This window comes from Halomonas sp. JS92-SW72, assembly GCF_003547075.1.
GTDB classification, from domain to species: Bacteria; Pseudomonadota; Gammaproteobacteria; order Pseudomonadales; family Halomonadaceae; genus Halomonas; species Halomonas alkalicola.
Genome location: NZ_CP032147.1, coordinates 2597616 through 2621403, shown reverse-complemented (window position 1 = coordinate 2621403; position 23788 = coordinate 2597616). Strand labels below are relative to the sequence as shown.

Below are 23788 nucleotides of genomic sequence, written 5' to 3'. Positions count from 1 at the left end.
TCCCTGTTTCCGGCGTCTGATGTAGTTGAACGCCAATGCATTTCTGGGCTGACAAGGAGACATCCTGCACATGAGCACCAGTCTTCTTCCGGTGGGCCATCTCTCCCCGGGGCACGACCTCAACGGCTACCTCCAGGCCATCCGCAGCATCCCGCTGCTGACCGCCGAGGAGGAGAGCGAGCTGGCCTACCGCCTGCATGACGAGGGCGATCTGGAGGCGGCCCGCCGCCTGGTCCTGTCGCACCTGCGCTTCGTCGTGCATATCGCCCGCAGCTATTCCGGCTACGGCCTGCCCCAGGCGGACCTGATCCAGGAGGGCAATGTCGGCCTGATGAAGGCGGTCAAGCGCTTCGATCCCAACCAGGGCGTGCGCCTGGTCTCCTTCGCCGTGCACTGGATCAAGGCGGAGATCCACGAGTTCGTGCTGCGCAACTGGCGCATCGTGAAGATCGCCACCACCAAGGCCCAGCGCAAGCTGTTCTTCAACCTGCGCAGCGCCAAGAAGCGCCTGGCCTGGCTGAGCGGCGACGAGGTCGACGCCATCGCCAAGGACCTCGACGTCAAGCCCGAGGTGGTGCGCGACATGGAGGGCCGCCTCTCCGCCCATGATGCCGGCTTCGATGCCGCCCCGGGCGAGGACGAGGAGAGCAGCTGGCAGGCGCCGGTGCACTACCTCGAGGATGCCTCCGCCGACCCGGCCGTCCGGCTCGAGGAGAGCGACTGGGAGGACGACGCCACCCACCGCCTGCAGCTGGCCCTGGCCGCCCTGGACGAGCGCTCCCGGGATATCCTGCAGCGCCGCTGGCTGGCCGACGAGAAGGCTACCCTGCACGAGCTGGCCGACGTCTACGGCGTCTCCGCCGAGCGCATCCGCCAGCTCGAGAAGAACGCCATGAAGAAGATCCGCCAGCAGATCGGTGACGCCCTGGCAGCGTAAGCCCGGAAGGCAGCTTCACTTTTCAGTGGTGCCAAACCTAGATAACCCCCGTCGGATGAGAGTCCGGCGGGGGTTATTCATTGACGGGAGAGGGACCGGCTACGCCGGCTGCGGGCTCTCGCGCAGCAGCTGGGCCGAGAGCAGCGCCCACTGTGCCTCCCAGTGCTCGGTGGGGCGGCGCTTGAAGTCGCTTCTCACGTACTGGCTGATGCGCCCCTCGGCGGCGGCCAGCAGCAGGTTGGCGGCGGCGGAGGCGGGCAGGCAGAGGCGGCGCCCCTCGCGCAGCTCCGCCTCGCGCAGCACCTGCTTGAGCTGGGTCTCGAGCCGCTCGAAGAGCTGGTGGATGCGCACCCGCAGGCGTGCGGTCTCGCCGGTGAGCACGCCGCCGTCGAGCAGCCGGGAGAGCCCGGGGTTCTTCTCGGCGAAGGCCAGCAGCAGGGTGAGCAGCGCCCCGCAGCGCGGCAGCGCCTCCGGGCTCTCCTCGAGGATGCGGGTAATGCGCGCGAAGAGCGTCTCCTCGATGAACTCGATGAGCCCCTCGAACATGCGTGCCTTGCTGGGGAAGTGGCGGTAGAGGGCGGCCTCGGAGACGCCGACCTGCTTCGCCAGGGCGGCCACGGTGATGCGCTTGCCGCTGTCCTCCTCCAGCATCAGGGCCAGCGCCTGCAGGATCTGCTCGCGGCGGCTGGGCGTGGGGGTTGCCTGCGTCATAGTGTTCTTTTCTTTTCTGATGGTCGACCCATGCTAGCCGCGGACCCGGCATCGCGCAAAGCGAGACGCTAGGACCGCGGCCGGCGCGTCACGCGTCCGTGGTGGTGTCGGTGATCAGGGTGCCGACCCCGGCGTTGGTGAAGATCTCCAGCAGGGTGGCGTGGGGCACCCGGCCGTCGATGATATGGGCGCTCTTCACGCCGCCCTTCACCGCCTCAAGGGCGCAGCGGATCTTCGGCAGCATGCCGCCGTGGATGGTGCCGTCACTGATCAGCTCGTCCACCTGGGCGGTGGTCAGCCCGGTGAGCACCTCGCCCTCGGCGTTCATCAGGCCGGCCACGTTGGTCAGCAGCATCAGCTTCTCGGCGCCCAGGGCCTCGGCCACCTTGCCGGCCACCAGGTCGGCGTTGATGTTGTAGCTGTGGCCCTCGGCATCGACGCCGATGGGGGCGATCACCGGGATGAAGTCGCGCTCGGCGAGCATCTCGATCAGGTCGGTGGAGATGTGCTCCACCTCGCCCACATGGCCGATGTCGATGATCTCGGGGACGGTCATCTCCGGGGTCTGGTGCTCCACCTTGAGCTTTCGGGCGCGGATCTGGCTGCCGTCCTTGCCGGTGAGGCCGATCGCCTTGCCGCCGCACTGGTTGATCAGGTTGACGATGCCCTTGTTGACCAGGCCGCCCAGCACCATCTCCACCACGTCCATGGTCTCGGCGTCGGTGACCCGCATGCCGTTGACGAAGCGCGACTCGATGTTGAGCTTCTTGAGCAGGTCGCCGATCTGCGGGCCGCCGCCGTGGACCACCACCGGATTGATGCCCACTTCCTTCATCAGCACCATGTTGCGGGCGAAGGAGTCGATCAGGGTGTCCTCGGTCATGGCGTTGCCGCCGTACTTCACCACCACGGTCTTGCCGGTGAAGCGCTGGATATAGGGCAGCGCCTCGGAGAGCACTTCCACTACCAGGCGCGGGTCGCGGGTCTGTTCGGTCATTGTCGGTTCCCTTCTCTTGCTCGTGCTCTTGCTCTTGGCGGAGCCGCCGCGGGCGCGGCGGCGGTCATCGATCCCGTGGGCTCAGAGCGCCACGTCCAGCTCCGGGGCGACCCGGGCCAGGGCGGCGGCGAACTGCGCCTTGATGCGCTCGAGGGCCGCCTCGTTCTTGCCCTCGAAGCGCAGCACCAGCACCGGCGTGGTGTTGGAGGCGCGGCACAGGCCCCAGCCGTCCGGGTAGTCGACGCGGATACCGTCCAGGGTGGTCTTCACCCCCTCCTCGCCGAAGTCCCCCTCGCGGGCCAGGCGGGCCACCAGGTCGAACTTGGTCTCGTCGGTGACGGTGACGTTGATCTCCGGGGTGCCGATGTCCTGGGGGTAGCGGTCGAAGAAGGCGTCGGCGTCGAGGTCCTGGCGGGAGAGGATCTCCAGCAGGCGGGCGGCGCCGTAGAGGCCGTCGTCGAAGCCGTACCAGCGTTCCTTGAAGAAGATATGGCCGCTCATCTCGCCGGCAAGTGCAGCGCCGGTCTCCTTCATGCGCGCCTTGATCAGCGAGTGGCCGGTGCGCCACATCTCGGGCTCGCCGCCGGCCTCGTCGATCACCCGGGCCAGGTTGCCGGTGCACTTGACGTCGAAGATCACCTTGGCGCCCGGGTTGCGCTCGAGCATGTCCTCGGCGAAGGCCATCATCAGGTGGTCGGGGTAGATCAGCCGGCCGGAGGGGGTGATCACGCCGAGGCGGTCGCCGTCGCCGTCGAAGGCCAGGCCGATGTCGGCGCCGCTCTCCTTCACCGCGCGGATCAGGTCCACCAGGTTCTCGGGCTTGCCCGGGTCCGGGTGATGGTTGGGGAAGGTGCCGTCGATCTCGGCGAACAGCGGCAGCGTCTCGGCGCCGAGCTTCTCCACCAGCGCAGGGCCCAGCTCGCCGGCCACGCCGTTGCCGCAGTCCACCACCGCCTTGAGCGGGCGCGCCAGGCGCACGTCGGAGAGGATGCGCGCCAGGTAGGCGTTGCGCACGTCCACCTCGCGCACGCTGCCGGCGCCCTCGGTCAGGTCGCCCGTGGTGATGCGCGTATGCAGGGCGGTGATGGTGTCGCCGGAGAGGGTCTCGCCGGCCAGCACGATCTTGAAGCCGTTGTAGTCCGGCGGGTTGTGGCTGCCGGTGACCATGACGCCGGAGGCGGTGCCGTCCAGCACGTGGGTGGCGAAGTAGAGCACCGGGGTGGGCACCATGCCGATGTCGATGACGTCGCGGCCGGCGGCGTTCAGGCCGCGGGTCAGCGCCGCCTGGAGGCGCGGGCCGGAGAGGCGGCCATCGCGGGCCACCACCACGGTGGACTCGCCGCGGGCGGCGGCCTCGCTGCCGATGGCGCGGCCGATCGCCTCGACGGTCGGCTCGGTCAGGGTGTCATCGACGATGCCGCGGATGTCGTAGGCGCGGAAGATGGAGGCGGGAACGGTCTGGGTCTCGTCTGTCATGGGTGTCCTTGTCCTGTGGGTCGCGTCGGGGCGGATGTCAGTGGCGGCCCGAGCTGCCGAAGCCGCCGGCGCCGCGGCGGCTGGCGTCGAAGTCGTCGACCAGCTCGAGCTCGGCCTGCACCACGGGAACAAGCACATACTGTGCCAGTCGCTCGAAGGGCTCGAGGGTGAAGGGGGCCTGGCCGCGGTTCCACACCGAAATCATCAGCTCGCCCTGGTAGTCGGAGTCGATCAGGCCGACCAGGTTGCCGAGCACGATGCCGTGCTTGTGGCCCAGCCCCGAGCGGGGCAGGATCAGGCCGGCGAGGCCGGGGTCGGCGATATGGATGGCGAGCCCGGTGCGCACCAGCTCGCACTGGCCGGGGGCCAGCGTCAGGGGCGCCTCGAGCAGGGCGCGCAGGTCCATGCCGGCGGAGCCGTCGGTGGCGTAGCCGGGCAGATAGTCGCGCAGGCGCTCGTCGAGGAGCTTCACGGCCAGGCGGGGCCGAGCGGCGGGTCGGGGGGTGTCGGACATCGGGAGATTCCAGGGTCGTGGGTCGGATTCAGGGGTGCCGGCGCGCCTGCAGGCAGGCGAGGGCGCGGTGCATCACCGCCATGGCGAGCCGTGACTTGGTCTGGGGTGCGAGCTCTTCCTCGGCGAGAGCGTCGCCTTCCGGCGACGCCTTCTCCTGCCGGGCCGCCTCCCGCCACAGCACCAGGGCGGCGTTGTCGTCGGCGCCGAAGCCGAGCCCCTCGCGGGAGACGTCGTTGGCCACGATCATGTCCAGCCTCTTGCGGGTAAGCTTGTCCCGGGCATAAGCCGCGAGGTCACGGGTCTCGGCGGCGAAGCCCACCACGAAGGGGCGCCGGGCCTCCGGCAGGGCGGCCACGCTGGCGATGATATCGGGGTTCTTGACCAGCCGCAGGGTCAGCCCCTCCTCGCCCTCGACCTTCTTGATCTTGTGCTCGGCGGCCTGCTCGGCGCGGTAGTCGGCCACCGCGGCGCAGCCGATGAACAGATCGCTCTGCGCGGCCAGCCGCATCGCGGCCTCGTGCATCTCGAGGGCCGTCTCCACCTCGAGGCGCGCCACGCCCGCAGGGCAGGGCAGGCTGACCGGGCCGCTTATCAGGGTGACCCGGGCGCCCAGGGCGGCGGCGGCCTCGGCCAGGGCGTAGCCCATCTTGCCGGAGCTGTGGTTGGAGAGGTAGCGCACCGGGTCCAGCGGCTCCCGGGTGGGGCCGGCGGTGATGGTCACGGCCAGGCCCGCGGCCGGGGCGTCGCCGGTGTTCGACACCTGGCCCGCGTCCAGCAGCGCCGCGAGAATCGCTTCGGGCTCCAGCATGCGCCCGGGCCCCACATCGCCGCAGGCCTGGTCGCCGCTCGCAGGCCCCAGCAGGCGCCAGCCGTCGTCCATGAGACGGGTGGCGTTGCGTGCCGTCGCCGGGTGGCGCCACATCGCCTGGTTCATGGCCGGGGCCATCACCTTCTCGGCTTCGCTGGCCAGGCACAGAGTGGTCAGCAGGTCGTCGGCCATGCCGGCGGCCAGCCGTGCCATCAGGTCGGCGGTGGCGGGGGCGATCAGGATGGTGTCGGCCCAGCGGGCCAGCTCGATGTGGCCCATGCCGGCTTCGGCTTCCGGGTCGAGCAGCGAGGTGCGCACCGGCTCGCCGGTCAGCGCCTGCAGGGTGAGCGGGGTAATGAAGGCCTGGGCGCCCTCGGTCATGACGACGCGCACCTCGCAGCCGGCCTGCTTGAGCAGGCGGGCGAGCACGGCGCTCTTGTAGGCGGCGATGCCGGCGCTGATGCCGAGCAGTACGCGGCGGGAGGGCGATGGCATGGACGGATTCCCGGCGGTGATATCAGCCGCCTACCTTACCACCGGCGCCCCACCTTGCGTAGACGCGCCGACCTTGCGGGAAGAGCGGCTACACTGAGCGCAAGAGGACAGGACAAGACAGGGCAGGGAGGCGGCAATGTCGATCAGGGACTGGCCGGAGGGGGAGCGCCCCCGGGAGAAGCTGCTGGCGCTGGGGTCGGAGGCGCTGTCGGACGCTGAGCTGCTGGCGATCTTTCTGCGAGTGGGGCTGCCCGGCCGTTCGGCGGTGGACCTGGCCCGCGACCTGCTGCTGGAGTTCGGCGGGCTGCGCCCGCTGCTGGAGGCGGACCGCGAGCGCTTCTGCGCCGCCCGGGGCATGGGCAGCGCCAAGTACGTGCAGCTGCAGGCCACGCTGGAGCTCTCCCGGCGCCACCTGGCCAGCCAGCTGGCCCGGGGCGAGGCGCTGACCTCGCCCACCCTGGTGCGCTCCTACCTCGCCGCGCAGCTGCGCCACCTGGGGCACGAGGAGTTCGCCGCGCTCTTCCTCGACAGCCAGCACCGGGTGATCCGCTACGAGTCGCTGTTCCGCGGCACCCTGGACAGCGCCTCGGTCTATCCCCGCGAGGTGGCCCGCCGGGCCCTGGAGCTGGGGGCCGGGGCGATCATCTTCGCCCACAACCACCCGTCCGGGGTGGCCGAGCCCAGTGATGCCGACCGGCGCATCACCGATCGGCTGCGCGAGGCGCTGGGGCTCTTCGAGATCCGCGTGCTGGACCACTTCGTGGTGGGGGATGGCGAGGTGGTCTCCTTTGCCGAGCGGGGGTGGCTCTAGCGCTTTATCAGGCGCTTTGATAAACTGCGCGCCCGGCTGCGCTCGGTTCCTGGGTTTGACGTCGATCTGACGTCCGGGATTCAGGGTCGCAAGCATGCTCTCCGCCATCGGCTGGCCACGTGCGCCACGCCCCGTTGCGGCGCCACCTTATGCCCTGCTGGATCTGCGCTGCGCGCTTGCCCGGCGTGGCGGTCTCTGGTATAAAGTGCAGCCTTTGAATTCCCTTGGGTCAAATTTCACGGGATCTCCCGGTTTGCCCGACAGGTTTTGAACACTCAGGGTTCGCGCATCAGGCGCCGAACACCTGGCCCAGCGGTTGGAGGCTCCAATGTCAAAAGTATGTCAGGTTACCGGCAAGCGCCCGGTGACTGGTAACAACGTTTCACACTCCCAGCGCAAGACCCGTCGTCGGTTCCTGCCGAACCTGCACACCCATCGCTTCTGGGTGGAGTCCGAGAACCGCTTCGTCAAGCTGCGCGTCTCCTCCAAGGGCATGCGTGTGATCGACAAGAAGGGCATCGACGCGGTGCTCAGCGACATCCGCAAGCGCGGCGAAGCCGTCTAAGCGATATCCATTCAGGGAGCAGCAGTCATGCGTGACAAGATCAAGCTGGTGTCCAGTGCCGGTACCGGCCACTTCTACACCACCGACAAGAACAAGCGGAACACCCCGGACAAGCTCGAGTTCAAGAAGTTTGACCCGGTTGTCCGCAAGCACGTGATGTACAAGGAAGCCAAGATCAAGTAAGCCTTGGTCGTCTTCCGCAGGTGTTCTTGCCTGTCCCCCTGAACCCGGCTCCACTGGCCGGGTTCAGGCGTTTGTAGGGCTCTTGGCAGAGCCCCCTTGTGGAGGCCCCCAGGCGGCCGAGCCGAACGAGAGCGCCCATGCCCGAACTGCCCGAAGTCGAGACGACCCGCCGCGGCATCGCCCCCCACGTGGAGGGCCGCGAGATCACCGAGGTCATCGTGCGCCAGCCGCGGCTGAGGGTGCCGGTGCCCGCCGACCTGGCCGAGCGCCTGGTGGGTGCGCGCATCGGGACGCTGGCCCGGCGCGCCAAGTACCTGCTGGTGCCGCTGGCCGGCGGCGACTCGGTTTGCGGTAATCTGGCCGACGGCACCCTGCTCTGGCACCTGGGCATGTCCGGCAGCCTGCGCATCGCGCGCCTCGGCGAGCTGCCGAAGAAGCACGACCACCTCGATCTGGTGCTCGATGACGGCGCCATCCTGCGCTATCACGACCCGCGGCGCTTCGGCTTCGTCGACTGGTTGGCCGGCACTCCCGAGCAGGATCCGCGCCTGGCGCGCCTGGGACCGGAGCCCCTGTCGGAGGCCTTCGACGGCGCGCGGCTCTTCGCGCTCTCCCGCGGTCGCCGGGTGGCGGTGAAGCCCTTCCTGATGGACAACGCCGTGGTGGTGGGGGTGGGCAACATCTACGCCAGCGAGGCGCTGTTCATGGCGGGCATCGACCCGCGCCGTGCCGCCGGTCGCATCAGCCGCGAGCGCTACGACCGCCTGGTCGCCGCCGCCCGGGAGGTGCTGGCCGCCGCCATCACCCAGGGCGGCACCACCCTGCGCGACTTCGTCGGTGGCACCGGCGAGCCGGGCTACTTCAAGCAGCGCCTCAACGTCTACGGCCGCCACGGCCAGCCCTGCCGGCAGTGCGGCGCCGAACTGCGCCTCGTCACCCTCGGGCAGCGGGCCAGCGTCTACTGTCCCCACTGCCAGACCTGATTCTCGAGAGATTCCCATGACCCTGTCCTCCCTGCGCCTCAACAAGCACGCCGACCGCCGCCTCAAGGCCGGCCACCTGTGGCTCTACTCCAACGAGATCGACACCGGCGCCACCCCGCTCAAGGGCCTTGCGCCCGGCCAGCAGGTGGTGGTGGAGGCCGCCAACGGCAAGGCGCTGGGCGTGGCCTACGTCAACCCGAACTCGCTGATCTGCGCGCGGCTGGTCTCCCGGGACCCCAAGCAGGGGCTCGACCGCTCGCTGCTGGTGCATCGCCTCAACCAGGCCCTGGCCCTGCGCCAGCGCCTCTTCGCCGCGCCCTATTACCGCCTGGTGCACGGCGAGGGGGACCTGCTGCCGGGTCTGGTGATCGACCGCTTCGCCGACACCCTGGTGGTGCAGCTCAACACCGCCGGCATGCAGGCGGTGCTGCCCGAGCTGCTCGACGCCCTGGACAAGGTGCTCGCGCCGACCACGGTGGTGCTGCGCAACGACACCAGCGGCCGCCGTCAGGAGGGCCTCGAGCTCGGCGTGGAGGTGGTCAAGGGCGAGGTGGGTGATCCCGTGCTGCTGGAAGAGAACGGCGTGCGCTTCGCCGCTCCGGTGCTCGACGGCCAGAAGACCGGCTGGTTCTATGACCACCGCGTCAACCGCGCCTGGCTCAACCAGTACGTGGCCGGCAAGCGGGTGCTGGATCTCTTCAGCTACGTGGGCGGCTGGGGCGTGCAGGCCGCCGCCCACGGCGCCCGCGAGGTGCTCTGCGTGGACGCCTCGGCCGCAGCGCTCGAGCGCGTCGCCGAGAACGCCGTGCTCAACGGCCTGCACGAGCAGGTGGCGGTGGGTGAGGGCGACGCCTTCGAGGTGCTGGCGGCGCTCAAGGCCGACGGCGAGGAGTTCGACGTGGTGATCCTCGACCCGCCGGCCTTCATCAAGAAGCGCAAGGACATCCCCGTTGGCGAGCATGCCTACGGCAAGCTCAACCGCGAGGCGATCCGCCTGCTGGGACGCGACGGCCTGCTGCTGTCGGCATCGTGCTCCATGCACCTGGCGCCGGAGCGGCTGGTGGACGTGGTGCGCGGCGCGGTGCGCCACCAGGACCGCCACGGCCAGATCCTCTTCCAGGGCCACCAGGGGCCGGACCACCCGGTGCACCCGGCGATCCCCGAGACCAGCTACCTGAAGGCGCTGGGCGTGCGGGTCTTCCGGGACTGAGCATGGTCGGCGACTCGGTGCGCGTCTTCGCCCACTCCAACGGGCTGCTGGTGAGCCATGTGCACAACCTGCTGGAGGCCGCCGGCATCCCGAGCGAGCTGCGCAACATGACCCTGGGCGGCGGCGCCGGCGAGCTGCCGCTGGGGGAGTGCGAGCCCGAGGTGTGGGTGAAGCCCCACAACCGCGAGCGCGCCGAGACGCTGATTCGCCAGGCCCTGAGCGGCGAGAGCGAGGCGCCGGCCTGGCGCTGTCCCGGCTGCGGCGAGCCCCAGGAGGGCGTCTTCGACGCCTGCTGGCACTGCGGCACGCATCGCCCCTGAGTCGCCGCTTTCCGTTGAGGCACCTCACCGGCGAGGCCGCCGTGGCGGCGTGATGGCGCCGACGGCGGGCGCCGGGCTGTGCTGTAATGAAGGGACAGGTCCCCAGGTACAGGAGCCCCCATGAAGATCGCCGTCCCCCGCGAGATCAAGACCCACGAGTACCGTGTCGCCCTGACCCCCGCCGGGGCCAGGGAGCTGGTCGGCCGCGGCCATGCGGTCACGGTGCAGGCCGGGGCCGGCGAGGGGGCCGGCTTCACGGACGCCGCCTTCGAGGCGGCGGGGGCCCGCCTCGAGGCCGATGTCGCCACGCTCTGGCGGGAGGCCGAGCTGATCCTCAAGGTGAAGGAGCCGCAGCCCGAGGAGATCGCGCGGCTCGGCGCCGGCCAGACGCTCTTCACCTACCTGCACCTGGCCGCCGATGAGGCCCTGACCCGGGGCCTGATGGCGAGCGGCGCCACCTGCATCGCCTACGAGACGGTCACCGACCGCCAGGGCGGCCTGCCGCTGCTGGCGCCCATGAGCACCGTGGCCGGGCGCATGGCGATCCAGGCCGGAGCCCACGCCCTGGAGAAGGCCCAGGGCGGCGCCGGCGTGCTGCTGCCCGGGGTGCCCGGGGTGCCGCCGGCCCGGGTCGCGGTGATCGGCGGCGGCGTGGTGGGCGAGAACGCCGCTCGCATGGCGCTGGGGCTGGGCGCCGAGGTGACGGTGCTCGACAAGTCGATTGTGCGCCTCGAGGTGCTGGACGACCGCTATCAGGGGCGTATGCGCACCCTGTTCGCCACCGCCGACGCCATCGAGGCGGCGGCGCGGGAGGCCGATCTGATCATCGGGGCGGTGCTGGTGCCCGGCGCCGCGGCCCCCAAGCTGATCACCCGGGCGATGCTGGCCGAGATGAGGCCGGGCAGCGTGCTGGTGGACGTGGCCATCGACCAGGGCGGCTGCTTCGAGACCAGCCGGCCCACCACCCACGCCGCGCCCACCTACCTCGTCGACGGCATCGTCCACTACGCCGTGGCCAACATGCCCGGCGCCGTGGCGCGCACCTCCACCCAGGCGCTGACCAACGCCACCCTGCCGTTCGTGATCGCCCTGGCCGACCGCGGCTGGCGGCAGGCGCTGGCCGACGATCCCCACTTCCTGGCCGGGCTTAACGTGCACGCCGGCCAGGTCGCCTATCGGGCGGTGGCCGAGGCCTTCGGCCTCGAGTGGACCGATCCCCAGGCGCTGCTTGGCTGATCATGTGGCGACGACGGGGCCTCGCGAGCCACGCTCGCGATCCCGGGAGCGAAACCCTGACACTTCGTTCGCCGCTTTACGTCGGGGCACAACATAATCCCTCACGGGTGCCCCTCGCCCGACATCCCTGTCGGTCGACGTGCGCGGCTTCCCTCGTGTCAGCGCTCCCGGGTAGATATCGCTTCGCTGCGGCTTCCGATGCCTTGTCCACCACTCTGGCCAGCCTGAGTCCCCGGGTCATCCGCCCCGGTCGCCTTGAGGGGAGGCGCGCGTTACCATAGCGGGCATTTCCGAACAGCAGAGTCCGCTTTCCCCATGAGTGCAGCTTCCGCGAAGACCCGCGTTCTCACCGGCATCACCACCACCGGTACGCCCCACCTGGGCAACTACGTCGGGGCCATCAAGCCCGCCATCGAGGCGAGCCAGGACCCGAACGTGCAGTCCTACTACTTCCTGGCCGACCTGCATGCGCTGATCAAGTGCCAGGAGCCGCGCCGGGTGCAGGAGTCGCGCCTGGAGATCGCCGCCACCTGGCTGGCGCTGGGGCTGGATACCGACAATGCCATCTTCTATCAGCAGTCCGATATTCCCGAGATCCCCGAGCTCACCTGGATGCTCTCCTGCGTCTGCGCCAAGGGGTTGATGAACCGCGCCCACGCCTACAAGGCCGCGGTGGCGGAGAACGAGTCCGCCGGCAACCAGGATCCCGACAAGGGCATCACCATGGGGCTGTTCGGCTACCCGGTGCTGATGGCCGCCGACATCCTGATGTTCAATGCCAACAAGGTGCCGGTGGGCCGCGACCAGATCCAGCATATCGAGATGGCCCGTGATATCGCCGGGCGTTTCAACCACCTCTACAAGGGCGACTTCTTCACTCAGCCCGAGGCGGTGGTCGACGACAACGTGGCGGTGCTCAACGGCCTGGACGGGCGCAAGATGTCCAAGAGCTACAACAACACCATCCCGCTGTTCACGCCCGAGAAGAAGCTGCTCAAGCTGGTGCGCAAGATCAAGACCAACTCCCTGGAGCCCGGCGAGCCCAAGGACCCCGACACCTGCACCCTGTTCCAGATCTACTCGGCCTTCTCCGGTCCGGAGGCGACCGCCGCCATGCGTGCCGAGTACGAGAACGGCATCGGCTGGGGCGAGGCCAAGAACCGCCTCTTCGAGACCCTCAACGAGCAGCTGCGCGAGCCCCGCGAGCGCTACCAGGCGCTGCTGGAGGACCCCGGCCACATCGAGGCGGTGCTGCACAAGGGCGCCGAGCGGGCCCGGGCCGAGGCGGCGCCCTTCATGGATCGCCTGCGCCAGGCGGTGGGCCTGGGCCGTTTCGTCTGACCGCCACCCGGCTGTCGGGAAGTCGGGAAAGGGGCCCTTCGGCTCCTTTCGCCGTTTCGGGTGGCCGTTACAGATCGCCGTTTCAAATCGCCGTTTCAAATTCAGGGCCTGGGGCTATCGAGGCGATAGTGCTTCTTAATCTATGCTTTTTTCGTCTTAGGATTTTCATTTAAATTCTTTTGCGTTCTTTGCATAGATGATTAGCATGCTCTCCTCCACGGGCGCGCCCCGCCTGTCCTGATGCTACCGAGAGAGCCCGCCATGAGTGACCTCGCCCTGACCCGACGCTCACGACTTTCCGTGCCCGCGGTGGCCGCCGGCGCCCTGCTGCTGGGTGCCCTCGCCGTCGGCACCGCCTTCGGCGCGCGCATTGGCGCGCTGATGGTGATCGGCGGCCTGCTGGGCATGGTGCTCTACCATGCCGCCTTCGGCTTCACCGCCGCCTGGCGGGTCTTCATCACCGAGCGCCGCGGCCGCGGCCTGCGCGCCCAGATGGTGATGCTGGCCATCGCCGTGCTGCTCTTCTTCCCCGCCCTGGGCGCCGGCACCCTCTTCGGCACCGAGGTGAGCGGCTATGTCTCGCCGGTCGGCGTCTCGGTGATCTTCGGCGCCTTCCTGTTCGGCATCGGCATGCAGCTGGGGGGCGGCTGTGCCTCCGGCACCCTCTTCACCGCCGGCGGCGGCAACGCCCGCATGCTGATCACCCTGCTGTTCTTCGTGGTGGGCTCGGTGATCGGCACCGCCCACTTCGCCTGGTGGCAGAGCCTGCCCGCCTTGCAGCCGGTCTCCCTGGTGCAGACCGCCGGCGTGGGCGGCGGCATCGTGGTGAGCCTCGCGCTCTTCGCTGCCATCGCCGCCTTCACCGTGGTGATGGAGAAGCGCCGCCATGGCCAGCTGGAGCAGACGCCGCGCATCGACGCCGGCAACCAGCGCTGGCTCACCGGCCCCTGGCCGTTGCTCTTCGGCGCCGTGGCCCTGGCGCTGCTCAACTACGCCACCCTGGCCCTGGCCGGCCGTCCCTGGGGCGTGACCTCGGCCTTCGCCCTGTGGGGCGCCAAGGGCTTCGAGCTGCTGGGCGGCGACGTGACCGGGTGGTCCTACTGGCAGGCGCCGGGCAACGCCGCGGCCCTGCAGGCCAGCGTGTGGAGCGACATCACCACGGTGATGAACGTCGGCATCATGGTCGGCGCCCTGGTCGCCGCCTCCCTGGCCGGGCGCTTTGCCCCCAACTTCCGCATCCCGGCCAAGTCGGTGCTGGCGGCGGTGATCGGCGGCATCATGCTCGGCTATGGCGCCCGCCTGGCCTTCGGCTGCAACATCGGCGCCTATTTCGGTGGCATCGCCTCCGGCAGCCTGCACGGGTGGGTGTGGCTCGTTGCCGCCTTCGCCGGCAACATGATCGGTGTTCGTCTCCGCCCCCTCTTCTTCGAGGGCGAGGCGGCCCGCCAGCCGGCGGCCAAGGGCTGCTGAGCCGCGGCATCGAAGGGTGATTTTCGCGTGATCTCGCGCCCCGGCCCAGGCCGGGGCGCGCGCTTTTGGGGCGTGGTAAAGTGTTCCAAAAGCGCCGCCAGAGCGCCAACGACCCGTTCCAGTCACCGCACCGAGAGCAGAGATGACCACTGAAACCAAGCGTCCCCTCTATATTCCCTATGCCGGCCCTCCGCTGCTGGAGATGCCGCTGCTCAACAAGGGCAGCGCCTTCAGCCAGGAGGAGCGCATCGAGTTCAATCTGATCGGCCTGCTGCCCCAGTGCGTGGAGTCCATCGAGGAGCAGGTGGAGCGGGCCTATCGGCAGTATCAGCAGTGCCAGACCGATCTGGACAGGCATATCTACCTGCGTGCCATCCAGGACGACAACGAGACGCTCTACTTCCGCCTGGTGTCCGAACACCTCGAGGAGATGCTGCCGATCATCTACACGCCGACCGTGGGCAAGGCGTGTCAGGAGTTCTCCAATATCTATCGCAACCACCGCGGCCTGTTTATCGCCTACCCGGATCGCGATCGCATGGATGACATCCTGCGCAGCGCCACCAAGAACCAGGTCAAGGTGATCGTGGTGACCGACGGCGAGCGCATCCTCGGCCTCGGCGACCAGGGCATCGGCGGCATGGGCATCCCCATCGGCAAGCTGGCGCTCTACACCGCCTGCGGCGGCATCAGCCCCGCCTACACCCTGCCGATCATGCTCGACGTGGGCACCAACAACCAGGCGCTGCTCGACGACCCCATGTACATGGGCTGGCGCCATGAGCGCATCGGCCAGGAGGAATACGACGCCTTCATCGCCCAGTTCATCGCGGCGGTGAAGCGCCGCTGGCCCAGTGTGCTGCTGCAGTTCGAGGACTTCGCCCAGGCCAACGCGGTGCCGCTGCTCGAGCGCTATCGCGATGAGCTCTGCTGCTTCAACGACGACGTCCAGGGCACCGCCTCGGTGGTGGTGGGCACGCTGATGGCCGCCTGCGAGGCGCGCGACGAGGGCATCGGCCAGCAGCGGGTGGTCTTCGTGGGGGCGGGTTCCGCCGGCTGCGGCATCGCCGAGCAGGTGGTGGTGGCCATGCAGGCCGAGGGGCTCACCGAGAAGGAGGCCCGCGCCCGGGTCTTCATGGTCGACCGCGAGGGGCTGGTCACCGCGGAGCAGACCTGGCTGCGCGACTTCCAGAAGCGCCTGGCCCATGACCCGGCGCTGACCGAGGGCTGGCAGGGGCAGGAGCTGGTGGAGACGATCCGTCGGATCAAGCCCACGGTGCTGATCGGCGTCTGCGGCCGGCCGGGCATCTTCACCGAGGAGGTGGTGCGCACCATGCACGCCGGCTGCGAGCGGCCGGTGATCATGCCGCTCTCCAACCCCACCTCCCAGGCCGAGGCGCTGCCCGAGGACGTGATCCGCTGGACCGAGGGCGCGGCCCTGGTGGCCACCGGCAGCCCCTTCGCGCCGGTGGAGTATGAGGGGCGCACCTACCCCATCGCCCAGTGCAACAACTCCTACATCTTTCCGGGCATCGGCCTCGGGGTGGTGGCCTCCAGCGCGAAGCGGGTCACCGACGACATGCTGATGGCGGCCTCCCGGGCGCTGGCGCGCGAGGCGCCCATCGTCAAGGAGGGGGAGGGCGCGCTGCTGCCGCCGCTCTCGAAGATCCGCGAGCTCTCCAAGGCGATCGCCTTCGACGTGGCCGCCCAGGCCCAGGGCGAGGGAGTGGCGCTGAAGACCAACGGCATCAAGCTGCGGGCGTCCATCGAGCGCAACTGCTGGACGCCGGAGTATCGCCTCTACCGCCGCCGTTCTTTCTAGGCCAGGACCCTGGCAAGACAAAGGCCCTGCCGGTTCACCGGCAGGGCCTTTCGGGTTTACATGGCAGCGCTCAAGGCGTCATCGACGGCCTAGGCGGCCCCACCTAGGCGGCCCCACCTAGGCGGCCCCAATCATACGGCGCAGCACATAGTGGAGGATGCCGCCGTGGCGGTAGTACTCCAGCTCGTTGGCGGTGTCGATGCGGCAGAGCGCTTCGATCTTTTTCTCGCCCTTGTCGCTCTTGATGGTGACCTTCACCTTGCCGCCCGGGGTGAGGTCGGCGAGCCCCGCGATGGAGACCCTCTCGTCGCCGGTCAGGCCGAGGCTCTGGCGGCTCTCCCCCTCGGGGAACTGCAGCGGCACCACACCCATGCCGATCAGGTTGGAGCGGTGGATGCGCTCGAAGGATTCGGCCAGCACCGCACGTACCCCGAGCAGCCGGGTGCCCTTGGCGGCCCAGTCGCGGCTGGAGCCGGTGCCGTACTCCTTGCCGGCGATCACCACCAGGGGCGTTCCCTCCTGCTGGTAGCGCATGGCGGCGTCATAGATCGCCATCTGCTCGCCGGAGGGCACGTGGCGGGTCTCGCCGCCCACCACGCCGTCGAGCATCTCGTTTCTGATGCGCACGTTGGCAAAGGTGCCGCGCATCATGATCTCGTGGTTGCCGCGCCGTGAGCCATAGGAGTTGAAGTCCACCGGCCTGATGCCGCGCTCCTGCAGGTAGCGCCCGGCGGGGCTGTCGGGCTTGATGCTGCCGGCCGGCGAGATATGGTCGGTGGTCACCGAGTCGCCCAGCAGCGCCAGGATGCGGGCGTCCTCGACATCCTCGATGGCGTCAGGCGTCCGCCCCATGCCCTCGAAGAAGGGCGGGTGCTGGATATAGGTGGACTCGGGCCACTCGTAGACCTTGCTCTCGGGGACCTCGATGGCCTTCCAGACGTCGTCGCCGTCGAACACCTCGGCGTACTCCTTCGAGAACATCCCGGTGTTGACCCGGGCCACCGCCTCGGCGATCTCCGCCTGGCTGGGCCAGATGTCTTTCAGATAGACCGGTTCGCCGTCGCTGCCGGTGCCAATGGGGTCCTGCGTCAGGTCGCAGCGCACGTTGCCGGCCAGCGCATAGGCCACTACCAGGGGCGGCGAGGCGAGCCAGTTGGTCTTGACCAAGGGATGCACCCGGCCCTCGAAGTTGCGGTTGCCGGAGAGCACCGAGGCCACGGTGAGATCACCCGCCTCGATGGCGCGTTCGATGGGTTCCGGCAGGGGGCCGGAGTTGCCGATGCAGGTGGTGCAGCCGTAGCCCACCAGATGGAAGCCCAGGGCGTCGAGGTCCTCGTCGAGGCCGGCGGCGGCCAGGTAGTCGGTGACCACCTTGGAGCCGGGGGCGAGCGAGGTCTTCACCCAGGGCCGGGTGGCAAGCCCCTTCTCGCGCGCCTTCCGGGCCAGCAGGCCGGCGGCCATCATCACGCTGGGGTTGGAGGTGTTGGTGCAGGAGGTGATGGCGGCGATCACCACGTCGCCTGGGTCGAGCTTGAACTGTTCGCCATCCAGGTCCACGGGCTGGCTGTCGTGGTGCTCGTAGCTCTCCTCGACGCCCACGGCGGTCTGACCGCCTTCGGACATCAGCTTGCCCTTTTCCTCCGTGCGCTCGGGGGAGGAGGGGGCCTTGGCGTCGTCGTCCATCACCTTCTGGAAGGCGGCCCGCATGTCGCCGAGGGCCACCCGGTCCTGGGGCCGCTTGGGGCCGGCCAGGCTGGCCACCACCTCGCCCATGTCCAGCGTCAGGGTATCGCTGAAGATCGGCTCGGCGCCGGGTTCGCGCCACAGCCCCTGGGCCTTGCAGTAGGCCTCCACCAGAGCCACCTGGGCGTCGTCGCGGCCGGTCAGGCGCAGGTAGTTGAGGGTCTCCTCGTCCACCGGGAAGAAGCCACAGGTGGCGCCGTACTCCGGGGCCATGTTGGCGATGGTGGCGCGATCGGCCAGGGGCAGGTCCTTGAGGCCGTCGCCGTAGAACTCCACGAACTTGCCCACCACGCCCTTGCTGCGCAGCATCTGGGTCACCGTGAGCACGAGATCCGTGGCGGTGATGCCCTCGCGCAGCCTGCCGGTGAGCTTGAAGCCGATCACCTCGGGGATCAGCATGGAGACCGGCTGGCCGAGCATGGCGGCCTCGGCCTCGATGCCGCCCACGCCCCAGCCCAGCACGCCCAGGCCGTTGATCATGGTGGTGTGGGAGTCGGTGCCCACCAGGGTGTCGGGGTAGGCGTAGGTCCTGCCGTCCTCCTCCTTCGTCCACACCGTCTTGCCCAGGTACTCCAGGTTGACCTGGTGGCAGATGCCGGTGCCCGGCGGCACCACGCGGAAGTTGTCGAAGGCCTGCTGGCCCCAGCGCAGGAACTCGTAGCGCTCGCGGTTGCGCTCCATCTCGATGGCGACGTTGTCGCGAAACGCCGTGGCGTTGCCGAACTTGTCCACCATCACCGAGTGGTCGATCACCAGATCCACCGGGGAGAGCGGGTTGATGCGCGCCGGGTCCTCGCCCAGGGACTCCACCGCGGCACGCATGGAGGCGAGGTCCACCACCCCGGGCACGCCGGTGAAGTCCTGCATCAGCACCCGGGCCGGGCGGTAGCCGATCTCGCGGTCGGAGCGAGCCTCGCGCTGCCAGTCGACCAGTGCCTGGGCATCCTGGCGGGAGACGCTCTCGTCAGCGGCGAAGCGCAGCTGGTTCTCGAGCAGGATCTTGAGGGTCATGGGCAGCCGCTCGATGCTGCCCAGCGCCTCGGCGGCCCTGGCGAGACTGTGGTAGTGGACGGTGCGACCGCCGACCTCGAGGGGCTGCAGGGTATCCGGCAGGGAATCGGTGCTCATCGGTGTCCTCCTCATCGCGGAGAGTGAACGAACCTTCCTGGTATCCATAGGACATGGTCATGATAGGCTGCGTTTTCAACCGCTGCCCGTCAGGCCGCTTGAAACGGTGACGCCGGGCCGCCATCTTCCATGGCAAGGGCCATCCTAGGATGGCATCGTCCTGTGACAGGCCGACGACGGCCGGGGAGTCTGCATGCACGAAGAGTCACTGAGCCCGCGGCGGGTGCGCTGCCCCTACTGCGATGCCCCCTTCGACCTGCTGCTGGACCCCTCCCAGGGCAGCCAGCTCACCTGGGAGGACTGCCACGTCTGCTGCGCGCCGATCCAGGTGCGCATCGAGGTGGACGAATTCGACGCCGAGCCGGACTTCAGCCTGACATTGGGGCGCGACGACGAGGTCCTGTAGGCAGCGAAAGGCGCACCGGAACAGCCTTGAGCGATGTGGCACGCCCAACCGCGCCCAGATCCCGGCACGACTGCTACAATGGCGCCACTTTACACACGATATTGCCACGAGGTTTCTTCCATGAGCGATGTGCGCCATGAACGCCTGATCATCCTGGGCTCGGGCCCGGCGGGCTACACCGCCGCGGTCTATGCGGCCCGCGCCAACCTTAAGCCGGTGCTGATCACCGGCATCCAGGCGGGCGGCCAGCTGACCACCACCACCGACGTGGACAACTGGCCGGGCGACGATGCCGGCGTGCAGGGCCCGGAGCTGATGGAGCGCATGAAGCGCCACGCCGAACGCTTCGACACCGAGGTGCTCTTCGACCATATCCACGAGGTGGAGCTGCGCGAGCGACCCTTCACCCTGAAGGGCGACAGCGGCACCTACACCTGTGACGCCCTGATCATCGCCACCGGTGCCAGCGCCCGCTACCTGGGGCTCCCCTCGGAGCAGCAGTTCATGGGGCAGGGGGTCTCGGCCTGCGCCACCTGCGATGGCTTCTTCTACCGCAACCAGGAGGTGGTGGTGGTGGGCGGCGGCAATACCGCCGTGGAGGAGGCGCTCTATCTGGCCAACATCGCCTCGAAGGTGACCCTGGTGCATCGCCGCGACAGCCTGCGCGCCGAGAAGATCCTTCAGGACAAGCTGTTCCAGAAGGCGGAGGAGGGCAAGGTGGTGCTGGAGTGGAACCACACCCTCGACGAGGTGCTGGGCGACAACAGCGGCGTGACCGGGGTGCGCATCCGCTCCACCGAGAGCGGCGAGACGAAGGAGATCGCCGCGCCCGGCGTCTTCATCGCCATCGGCCACAGCCCCAACACCGGCATCTTCGAGGGCCAGCTCGAGATGAACGGCGGCTACATCAGGGTGCAGTCCGGCCTCGAGGGCAACGCCACCGCCACCAGCGTGCCGGGCGTGTTCGCCGCCGGCGACGTCATGGACCACGTCTATCGCCAGGCCATCACCTCCGCCGGCAGCGGCTGCATGGCGGCCCTGGACGCCGAGCGCTACCTGGACGAGTTATAAACCCTCAATAATGCGGCGGCACCTCGTCCAGAGGGCCGGGGGCCGTCGCATCTCCCTCCTGCAGCGCCCGCTGCTGCTCGCGCAGCTTCTCCTGCATCAGGTCGTTGATGCGCTCCAGCCGGGTAAGCCGCCGCTCCTGTGTGGCGATGGCCTCGTCCAGGGTGTCGAGCCAGTGTTCCTGGTGGGCGATCCGGCTCTCCAGCGTCTCGAGGCGCTGTGCCAGGTCAAGGGACGCCCGATCGGCGCTCATGCTAGAATCGTCCCGCTGCGTGTCATCGTTCACCGTGGCACCTGCCTGTGGTTGTCTATTACGTTCATCACCAACAAGAGAGTCACTCGAGTCCATGAATCGAAAGGTCATGTTTCGTTGCAGCCTGGTCAGCCTGCTGCTGGCCGCCCCCGCGCCCCTGCTGATTGCCCTGTTCGTGCACCTCGCCGGCGGCGAACTCGCCGAGGCGCTGTTCGCCAGCCTCGAGATCGGCGGCATCGCCGTGGTCTACGTGGCCGCGGCGCTGGCGGTCTTTCTGCTGCTGCTGGTCGCCACCCTGGCGGTCAACGTGCTCACCCCGCAGCTGGTCAATCTGGCCGAGGTCGAGAACGACGATCGCGAGATCGGCGAGGTGAAGTGGTTCAACGTCAACAAGGGTTACGGCTTCATCACCCGCGACAGCGGCGAGGATGTCTTCGTCCACTTCCGTGCCATCCGCGGACGCGGTCATCGCACCCTGGCCGAGGGCCAGAAGGTCCGCTACCACATCATCGAGAATGAGAGGGGCCTGCAGGCCGACGACGTTACCGTCATTACCTGAAGAACGCCCGCTCCAGACAGCGCCCCGCCATCGTGCGGGGCGCTGTCGTTGTGAGGGCAGCCGGCGTTGTGGGGGCAGCCGGTGCGGAAGGGCTCAGTGCCCCGAGTCGGGCCAGTCGATCTCGGCCTCGCTGCCGTCGGGCAGCACCTTCAGGAAGCGGTCCGGGTCGTCGCCGGGGTGCCAGCCGCCCAGCGAGCAGCGCACCTCGCAGCCCACCTGCGCCGCGGCGTCGCGTGCGCAGGCCGCATCGCTCTCCCAGGGGGTGTGGGGGCTGTCGAACCACAGGCTGGCAAAGCCGTCGGCGGCCTTCTCCACCAGCAGCACCGGGACTTCCTCGCCGTCGTGCTGGCCGCGGGTGCGCCACTTGCCCTTGCCGGCAGGCGAGAGCGGCTCGGCGCCGATGGTGGCGACGAGCCACTCGCCGATGGCCTCCACCGAGGGCCTGGCCAGGTAGATCTCGATATCGGGATAGCGCGCTTGGCTGTCGGATGTCATGTCGGCCTCAGGGTCGGGCGCTGCCGTTGATGAACAGGCGCTTCAGGATCGCCTCATAGACTCTGCTCAACTCGTCCAGGTCGGCGGCGCGGATGCGCTCGTTGACCTGGTGGATGGTGGCGTTGAGCGGGCCCAGCTCCACCACCTGGCTGCCCAGGGTAGCGATAAAGCGGCCATCTGACGTACCCCCCGAGGTCGAGAGCTCCGGGCGATGCCCCATCACCTCCTCCACGCCGAGCACGGCCGCCTCGACCAGCTCACCCTCGGCGGTGAGGAAGGGCTCGCCGTTCAGGGTCCAGTCGAGCTGGTAGTCGAGGCCGTGGGCGTCGAGGATCGCCGCGGTGCGCTGGCGCAGCTGCTCGTGGGTCAGCTCGGTGGAGAAGCGGAAGTTGAAGACCACCTCCACCTCGCCGGGGATGACGTTGGTGGCGCCGGTGCCGGAGCGGATATTGGAGATCTGGAAGCTGGTGGCCGGGAAGAAGCCGTTGCCGCTGTCCCAGTGCTCCCGGGTCAGGGCATCCAGGGCCGGCATCGCCTGGTGGATGGGGTTGCGTGCCAGGTGCGGGTAGGCCACATGGCCCTGCACCCCCTTGATATGCAGCACGCCGCCCAGCGACCCGCGCCGGCCGTTCTTGATCACGTCGCCCAGCCGGGCGGTGGAGGAGGGCTCGCCGACGATGCAGTAGTCGAGCCGCTCGTGGCGCTCACGCAGGTGTTCCACCACCGCCCGGGTGCCGTCCACCGCGGGCCCCTCCTCGTCGGAGGTGATCAGAAAGCCGATCCGGCCGTGATGCTCCGGATGGGCCGCCACGAAGCGCTCCACGGCGGTGACCATGGCCGCGAGGCTGCCCTTCATGTCGGCGGCGCCGCGTCCGCGCAGCATGCCGTCGTCGTCGATGCAGGGCTCGAAGGGCGGGAAGTCCCAGCGGGTGTGGGGGCCGCTCGGCACCACGTCGGTGTGGCCGGCGAAGGCCAGCAGCGGACCGTGGTGGCCGCGGGTGGCCCAGAAGTTCTCCACGTCGCCGAAGGGCAGCCGCTCGATGCGGAAGCCGAGCGCCGCGAGGCGCTCGATCATCAGCGCCTGGCAGCCCAGGTCATCCGGCGTCACCGAGGGGCGCCGGATCAGCTCGAAGGCCAGCTGCAGGGTGGGCGAGAGGCCGGCCGGATCAGTTATGGGCATGCAGCGCCTCGTTGAGCGCGATGGCGCTCTTGTTGGTCAGGCACTCGATGCGGCCGTTCTGGGAGTTGCGACGCAGCAGCAGGTCATCCTGGCCGGCCAGCTCGCGGGCGGCCACGGTCCTGACCTCCTGGCCCTGGTCGTCGAGCAGGGTGACCTTGGCGCCGGCGGTGAGGTAGAGGCCCGCCTCCACGGTGCAGCGGTCGCCCAGGGGGATGCCGATGCCGGCATTGGCGCCGATCAGGCAGCCCTCGCCCACCTTGATGACGATGTTGCCGCCGCCGGAGAGGGTGCCCATGGTGGAGCAGCCGCCGCCGAGGTCGGAGCCCTTGCCGACCATCACGCCGGCCGAGATGCGGCCCTCGATCATGCCGGGGCCTTCGGTGCCGGCGTTGAAGTTGACGAAGCCCTCGTGCATCACGGTGGTGCCCTCGCCCAGATAGGCGCCCAGGCGCACCCGGGCGGTGTCGGCGATGCGCACGCCGCCCGGCACCACGTAGTCGGTCATCTTCGGGAACTTGTCGACGCAATCCACGGAGAGGGGGCGGCCGGCCAGGCGCGCCTTGAGGCGGCGGGCGGGCAGCTCCTCGATGTCGATGGGGCCTTCGCTGGTCCAGGCCACGTTGCGCAGCAGGCCGAACATGCCGGTGAGGTCCAGGCCATGGGGCTTGACCAGGCGATGGGAGAGCAGGTGCAGCTTGAGATAGACCTCCGGGGCCGACTCGGGGGCGCCGTCCTTCTCCAGGAACATGGCCACCAGCGGGCGGGTGCTGGCGGCCAGCGACTCGGCCAGCTCCGCCTGGTCGGCGTGGCCGGCCTCGCGCAGGGCGCTGGCGAGTTCGGCGCACTGTTCGGGCAGGAAGCTCACCGCGGTGTTGCCGGCGGGGGCATCGAGCACCTGGGTGGCGGCCTTGACCAGGCTGGCGTCGGGGTTGAGCAGGGGAGCCGGGTAGTAGACTTCCAGCCAGTCGCCCTGGGTGTTCTGGGTACCGATGCCGAGTGCAAAGCTGAGCATGTCTGTGTCCTCGTGGAGGTGACGTATCGTGTGGGGCGGGCCGCCGGCGGGCGGCGGCTGAGGGG

Annotated in this window: 24 protein-coding genes; 14 read left to right on the top strand and 10 right to left on the bottom strand. The window is 69.1% G+C overall.

Translation table 11 applies throughout. From position 1 onward, the window contains the following. The first annotated feature begins 70 nt into the window (after window positions 1–70). A complete protein-coding gene (rpoH, locus tag D1793_RS12235) occupies window positions 71–937 on the top strand; it encodes an RNA polymerase sigma factor RpoH (protein WP_119022426.1) in 867 nt (288 codons plus the stop codon). Between the two features lie 99 nt (window positions 938–1036). Here rpoH and slmA read toward each other — a convergent pair whose 3' ends face one another. The 5 genes from slmA to coaBC all read right to left on the bottom strand — a co-directional run bounded on the left by slmA (window position 1037) and on the right by coaBC (window position 5938). Next, a complete protein-coding gene (slmA, locus tag D1793_RS12230) occupies window positions 1037–1648 on the bottom strand; it encodes a nucleoid occlusion factor SlmA (RefSeq protein ID WP_119022425.1) in 612 nt (203 codons plus the stop codon). Window positions 1649–1736: 88 nt separating this feature from the next. After that, a complete protein-coding gene (argB, locus tag D1793_RS12225) occupies window positions 1737–2645 on the bottom strand; it encodes an acetylglutamate kinase (RefSeq protein WP_119022424.1) in 909 nt (302 codons plus the stop codon). A gap of 81 nt (window positions 2646–2726) precedes the next feature. Further along, window positions 2727–4121 (bottom strand): phosphomannomutase/phosphoglucomutase, encoded by a 1395-nt coding sequence (locus tag D1793_RS12220; protein WP_119022423.1) that lies wholly within the window; start codon window positions 4119–4121, stop codon window positions 2727–2729. Between the two features lie 37 nt (window positions 4122–4158). After that, window positions 4159–4635 (bottom strand): dUTP diphosphatase, encoded by a 477-nt coding sequence (gene dut, locus D1793_RS12215; protein WP_119022422.1) that lies wholly within the window; start codon window positions 4633–4635, stop codon window positions 4159–4161. A gap of 28 nt (window positions 4636–4663) precedes the next feature. Beyond that, window positions 4664–5938 (bottom strand): bifunctional phosphopantothenoylcysteine decarboxylase/phosphopantothenate--cysteine ligase CoaBC, encoded by a 1275-nt coding sequence (gene coaBC / locus D1793_RS12210; protein WP_119022421.1) that lies wholly within the window; start codon window positions 5936–5938, stop codon window positions 4664–4666. 136 nt (window positions 5939–6074) lie between these two features. Here coaBC and radC point away from each other — a divergent pair, with 136 nt between their 5' ends. The 10 genes from radC (at window position 6075) to D1793_RS12160 (ending at window position 15879) form a co-directional block, all read left to right on the top strand. Next, entirely contained in the window at window positions 6075–6749 is a 675-nt protein-coding gene (radC, locus tag D1793_RS12205) for a DNA repair protein RadC (RefSeq protein ID WP_119022420.1), read from the top strand. 328 nt (window positions 6750–7077) lie between these two features. After that, on the top strand, window positions 7078–7314 hold the full coding sequence (rpmB, locus tag D1793_RS12200; RefSeq protein ID WP_110068955.1) for a 50S ribosomal protein L28: 237 nt from the start codon (window positions 7078–7080) through the stop codon (window positions 7312–7314). 27 nt (window positions 7315–7341) lie between these two features. Further along, window positions 7342–7497: a 50S ribosomal protein L33 gene (gene rpmG / locus D1793_RS12195; protein WP_086509014.1), complete on the top strand. Its 156-nt coding sequence runs from the start codon at window positions 7342–7344 to the stop codon at window positions 7495–7497. Between the two features lie 137 nt (window positions 7498–7634). After that, on the top strand, window positions 7635–8480 hold the full coding sequence (gene mutM / locus D1793_RS12190) for a bifunctional DNA-formamidopyrimidine glycosylase/DNA-(apurinic or apyrimidinic site) lyase (protein ID WP_119022419.1): 846 nt from the start codon (window positions 7635–7637) through the stop codon (window positions 8478–8480). A gap of 16 nt (window positions 8481–8496) precedes the next feature. Beyond that, window positions 8497–9690 (top strand): class I SAM-dependent rRNA methyltransferase, encoded by a 1194-nt coding sequence (locus tag D1793_RS12185; RefSeq protein ID WP_119022418.1) that lies wholly within the window; start codon window positions 8497–8499, stop codon window positions 9688–9690. 2 nt (window positions 9691–9692) lie between these two features. Next, window positions 9693–10010: a DUF2007 domain-containing protein gene (locus D1793_RS12180; RefSeq protein ID WP_119022417.1), complete on the top strand. Its 318-nt coding sequence runs from the start codon at window positions 9693–9695 to the stop codon at window positions 10008–10010. Between the two features lie 120 nt (window positions 10011–10130). Further along, window positions 10131–11246: an alanine dehydrogenase gene (gene ald / locus D1793_RS12175; RefSeq protein ID WP_119022416.1), complete on the top strand. Its 1116-nt coding sequence runs from the start codon at window positions 10131–10133 to the stop codon at window positions 11244–11246. Between the two features lie 315 nt (window positions 11247–11561). Further along, window positions 11562–12587, top strand: coding sequence for a tryptophan--tRNA ligase (locus D1793_RS12170; protein ID WP_119022415.1), 1026 nt, complete (start codon window positions 11562–11564; stop codon window positions 12585–12587). Window positions 12588–12848: 261 nt separating this feature from the next. Continuing rightward, window positions 12849–14057 (top strand): YeeE/YedE family protein, encoded by a 1209-nt coding sequence (locus tag D1793_RS12165; protein WP_119022414.1) that lies wholly within the window; start codon window positions 12849–12851, stop codon window positions 14055–14057. Between the two features lie 142 nt (window positions 14058–14199). After that, window positions 14200–15879: an NAD-dependent malic enzyme gene (locus D1793_RS12160; RefSeq protein ID WP_119022413.1), complete on the top strand. Its 1680-nt coding sequence runs from the start codon at window positions 14200–14202 to the stop codon at window positions 15877–15879. A gap of 117 nt (window positions 15880–15996) precedes the next feature. Here D1793_RS12160 and acnA read toward each other — a convergent pair whose 3' ends face one another. Further along, complete coding sequence (gene acnA / locus D1793_RS12155) at window positions 15997–18750, bottom strand: aconitate hydratase AcnA (RefSeq protein WP_119022412.1); 2754 nt, start codon at window positions 18748–18750, stop codon at window positions 15997–15999. A 193-nt stretch (window positions 18751–18943) separates the two neighbouring features. Here acnA and D1793_RS12150 point away from each other — a divergent pair, with 193 nt between their 5' ends. Together D1793_RS12150 and trxB are read left to right on the top strand one after the other, a co-directional pair. Then, window positions 18944–19156, top strand: coding sequence for a CPXCG motif-containing cysteine-rich protein (locus tag D1793_RS12150; RefSeq protein WP_119022411.1), 213 nt, complete (start codon window positions 18944–18946; stop codon window positions 19154–19156). A 120-nt stretch (window positions 19157–19276) separates the two neighbouring features. Next, a complete protein-coding gene (gene trxB, locus D1793_RS12145) occupies window positions 19277–20227 on the top strand; it encodes a thioredoxin-disulfide reductase (RefSeq protein ID WP_119022410.1) in 951 nt (316 codons plus the stop codon). Window positions 20228–20231: 4 nt separating this feature from the next. On the opposite strand, the gene D1793_RS12140 is transcribed toward trxB, so the two are convergent. Continuing rightward, complete coding sequence (locus D1793_RS12140) at window positions 20232–20477, bottom strand: SlyX family protein (RefSeq protein ID WP_119022409.1); 246 nt, start codon at window positions 20475–20477, stop codon at window positions 20232–20234. 94 nt (window positions 20478–20571) lie between these two features. Between D1793_RS12140 and D1793_RS20035 the strand changes: the two genes are divergently transcribed. Beyond that, entirely contained in the window at window positions 20572–21036 is a 465-nt protein-coding gene (locus D1793_RS20035) for a cold shock domain-containing protein (RefSeq protein WP_119022408.1), read from the top strand. A 93-nt stretch (window positions 21037–21129) separates the two neighbouring features. On the opposite strand, the gene D1793_RS12130 is transcribed toward D1793_RS20035, so the two are convergent. The 3 genes from D1793_RS12130 to dapD are packed head-to-tail and all read right to left on the bottom strand — an operon-like array spanning window position 21130 to window position 23723. After that, a complete protein-coding gene (locus D1793_RS12130) occupies window positions 21130–21531 on the bottom strand; it encodes a hypothetical protein (RefSeq protein WP_119022407.1) in 402 nt (133 codons plus the stop codon). Between the two features lie 7 nt (window positions 21532–21538). Then, window positions 21539–22711 carry a succinyl-diaminopimelate desuccinylase gene (gene dapE, locus D1793_RS12125; RefSeq protein ID WP_119022406.1) on the bottom strand — a complete coding sequence of 391 codons (1173 nt, stop codon included), beginning with the start codon at window positions 22709–22711 and terminating at the stop codon, window positions 21539–21541. Continuing rightward, window positions 22698–23723, bottom strand: coding sequence for a 2,3,4,5-tetrahydropyridine-2,6-dicarboxylate N-succinyltransferase (gene dapD, locus D1793_RS12120; protein WP_119022405.1), 1026 nt, complete (start codon window positions 23721–23723; stop codon window positions 22698–22700). Before dapD ends, dapE begins: the two co-directional genes overlap by 14 nt. Window positions 23724–23788 lie beyond the last annotated feature (65 nt).

Excerpts from the sequence above, each read along its gene's own strand:
- coaBC (WP_119022421.1), bottom strand. The coding sequence starts at position 5,938 with ATGCCATCGCCCTCCCGCCGCGTACTGCTCGGCATCAGCGCCGGCATC.
- dapD (WP_119022405.1), bottom strand. The coding sequence starts at position 23,723 with ATGCTCAGCTTTGCACTCGGCATCGGTACCCAGAACACCCAGGGCGAC.
- dut (WP_119022422.1), bottom strand. The coding sequence starts at position 4,635 with ATGTCCGACACCCCCCGACCCGCCGCTCGGCCCCGCCTGGCCGTGAAG.
- argB (WP_119022424.1), bottom strand. The coding sequence starts at position 2,645 with ATGACCGAACAGACCCGCGACCCGCGCCTGGTAGTGGAAGTGCTCTCC.
- D1793_RS12160 (WP_119022413.1), top strand. The coding sequence starts at position 14,200 with ATGACCACTGAAACCAAGCGTCCCCTCTATATTCCCTATGCCGGCCCT.
- slmA (WP_119022425.1), bottom strand. The coding sequence starts at position 1,648 with ATGACGCAGGCAACCCCCACGCCCAGCCGCCGCGAGCAGATCCTGCAG.
- D1793_RS12185 (WP_119022418.1), top strand. The coding sequence starts at position 8,497 with ATGACCCTGTCCTCCCTGCGCCTCAACAAGCACGCCGACCGCCGCCTC.
- ald (WP_119022416.1), top strand. The coding sequence starts at position 10,131 with ATGAAGATCGCCGTCCCCCGCGAGATCAAGACCCACGAGTACCGTGTC.
- D1793_RS12140 (WP_119022409.1), bottom strand. The coding sequence starts at position 20,477 with ATGAGCGCCGATCGGGCGTCCCTTGACCTGGCACAGCGCCTCGAGACG.
- dapE (WP_119022406.1), bottom strand. The coding sequence starts at position 22,711 with ATGCCCATAACTGATCCGGCCGGCCTCTCGCCCACCCTGCAGCTGGCC.
- mutM (WP_119022419.1), top strand. The coding sequence starts at position 7,635 with ATGCCCGAACTGCCCGAAGTCGAGACGACCCGCCGCGGCATCGCCCCC.
- D1793_RS12130 (WP_119022407.1), bottom strand. The coding sequence starts at position 21,531 with ATGACATCCGACAGCCAAGCGCGCTATCCCGATATCGAGATCTACCTG.
- radC (WP_119022420.1), top strand. The coding sequence starts at position 6,075 with ATGTCGATCAGGGACTGGCCGGAGGGGGAGCGCCCCCGGGAGAAGCTG.
- rpmG (WP_086509014.1), top strand. The coding sequence starts at position 7,342 with ATGCGTGACAAGATCAAGCTGGTGTCCAGTGCCGGTACCGGCCACTTC.
- D1793_RS12220 (WP_119022423.1), bottom strand. The coding sequence starts at position 4,121 with ATGACAGACGAGACCCAGACCGTTCCCGCCTCCATCTTCCGCGCCTAC.
- D1793_RS12150 (WP_119022411.1), top strand. The coding sequence starts at position 18,944 with ATGCACGAAGAGTCACTGAGCCCGCGGCGGGTGCGCTGCCCCTACTGC.
- D1793_RS12170 (WP_119022415.1), top strand. The coding sequence starts at position 11,562 with ATGAGTGCAGCTTCCGCGAAGACCCGCGTTCTCACCGGCATCACCACC.
- acnA (WP_119022412.1), bottom strand. The coding sequence starts at position 18,750 with ATGAGCACCGATTCCCTGCCGGATACCCTGCAGCCCCTCGAGGTCGGC.
- rpoH (WP_119022426.1), top strand. The coding sequence starts at position 71 with ATGAGCACCAGTCTTCTTCCGGTGGGCCATCTCTCCCCGGGGCACGAC.
- D1793_RS20035 (WP_119022408.1), top strand. The coding sequence starts at position 20,572 with ATGAATCGAAAGGTCATGTTTCGTTGCAGCCTGGTCAGCCTGCTGCTG.
- D1793_RS12165 (WP_119022414.1), top strand. The coding sequence starts at position 12,849 with ATGAGTGACCTCGCCCTGACCCGACGCTCACGACTTTCCGTGCCCGCG.
- trxB (WP_119022410.1), top strand. The coding sequence starts at position 19,277 with ATGAGCGATGTGCGCCATGAACGCCTGATCATCCTGGGCTCGGGCCCG.
- rpmB (WP_110068955.1), top strand. The coding sequence starts at position 7,078 with ATGTCAAAAGTATGTCAGGTTACCGGCAAGCGCCCGGTGACTGGTAAC.
- D1793_RS12180 (WP_119022417.1), top strand. The coding sequence starts at position 9,693 with ATGGTCGGCGACTCGGTGCGCGTCTTCGCCCACTCCAACGGGCTGCTG.